Origin of the sequence: Paraburkholderia bengalensis (assembly GCF_037126505.1) — a bacterium.
Classification (GTDB): Bacteria; Pseudomonadota; Gammaproteobacteria; order Burkholderiales; family Burkholderiaceae; genus Paraburkholderia; species Paraburkholderia bengalensis.
In genome coordinates, this window is record NZ_JACFYJ010000240.1 from 1 (window position 1) to 1,550 (window position 1,550).

The 1,550-nt window shown below is 63.3% G+C and carries 1 protein-coding gene and 1 pseudogene; both read left to right on the plus strand.

Annotation, left to right across the window (positions count from 1 at the left end; all coding sequences use genetic code 11):
- Window positions 1-162: 162 nt before the first annotated feature.
- A pseudogene (locus tag H3V53_RS42975) lies at window positions 163-652 on the plus strand (hypothetical protein); the annotation flags it as partial.
- A 40-nt stretch (window positions 653-692) separates the two neighbouring features.
- A partial coding sequence (locus H3V53_RS42980; RefSeq protein ID WP_336603009.1) for an oligosaccharide flippase family protein occupies window positions 693-1,550 on the plus strand: 858 nt, incomplete at its 3' end.

A 1,550-nucleotide genomic window follows, 5' to 3' on the forward strand; every position in this document is an offset into this window, starting at 1 on the left:
CGCGTCGTGGTTCGGCTTCGAGCGTCGTCTGATTCATGGCGGCGCGCCGCGCGCGCATCCACACGACGATGCGCTGCAAGCGGCACGCGAAGGATCGAGAACGAACTCGTGAAACCGTTGCTGCAAGTCCTGACGTGCGCGCTACGTTCCTGCGCACCTTTCGTGCATGCGTTCGCCGAACCTCCGCGGAATCTGCAGAGGTCGTGGGTCGGAAAGACGTTCGCCTTCGGCGACGGCAGCCCGACGCAGATCCACGTCGTCCGATGGGCGGGTGTACGCCAACGCGCCGTGGGACGAGAGCGGCGCGGAATCGAGCGTCTATTACAACTGGAAGATCCTCGGCTTCGTAGGTGGCACTCACGGCTGGGGCAACGGCGGCGGCAATGCGATTTGCGATCAACGGACGCTATGCGTTCGTGGCAATCAGCGTCGGCAACGAGAAGGGGCATCTCGTCGGCGAGTGTGGCCGGACAAGGGACACCAATGGTACGGCATCTCGCGGCGCGAGATCGGCGATACGAGGCGTGTCGCCGCGTTTCAGCTCGTCAGCGACGTGCCGATGAGCACGCGCGGCGATATCAACGGGCCCGCTGCGAGCACGACGCTCTATGCGTTGAACGCGTCGCAGAACCGCATCGAGGTATACGACGCGGCATCGTACTTCAGCACATGAACGACCCCACAGGACTCCGATGGACAAATGCATCCTCAGAAACGTAGCGATCAACCTGATCGGACTGGTCTTGCCGACGTTCGTCTCGCTCGTCACGGTGCCGTCGTATATCCGGTTGCTGGGCGTCGAACGGTACGGGGTGATCAGCCTCGTGTGGACGCTGATCGGCTACTTCAGCATCCTCGATCTCGGCATGAGCATGGCCGCGCAGAATCACATCTCGAAGGCGCGCGCATCGAACGATGCCACAGCCTGCGAACAGGTGTTCTGGAGCGCGACGTGGCTCAATCTGGCGACGGGCATCGTCGGCGGACTCGTCATCTACTTCGGCGCGGCGCTCTACACGGCGTACTTCTCGAAGGTGTCGCCGCAACTGCAGCACGAGGTGTACATGGCGCTGCCGTGGCTCGCGGTGGCGATTCCGCTCGCGAACGTGTCATGGGTTTTCGCGGGCGCGATCAACGGCGCGGAGCGCTTCGGCGTCTACAACACGAACCAGACGCTCGGCACGTTCCTGTTCCAGCTGCTGCCGCTCGCCGCCGCATGGGTGATGGGCCCGACGTTGCAGAACGTGCTCGCGGCGGCTGTGGTCGCGCGCATCATCCTGGCTTTTCTGCATGGGCGCTCAGCGCTGATCGTGCTCGGCATCGGACGCATTCAATTGCCGCAGTTGACTATTGCAAAGGAGCTTTTTCGTCTCGGCGGCTGGATGCTGATTGCGAGCATCACGGGCATGGTTGCCGAATCGCTCGACCGCGTGATGCTCGGCACGAGTCTCGGCGCGCGTTTCGTCACGTACTACACCGTGCCGCAAAACCTCGTCACGCGGCTGAACATCGTGCCGACCGCGTTGCAGCGCACGCTGTTCCCGCGCCTG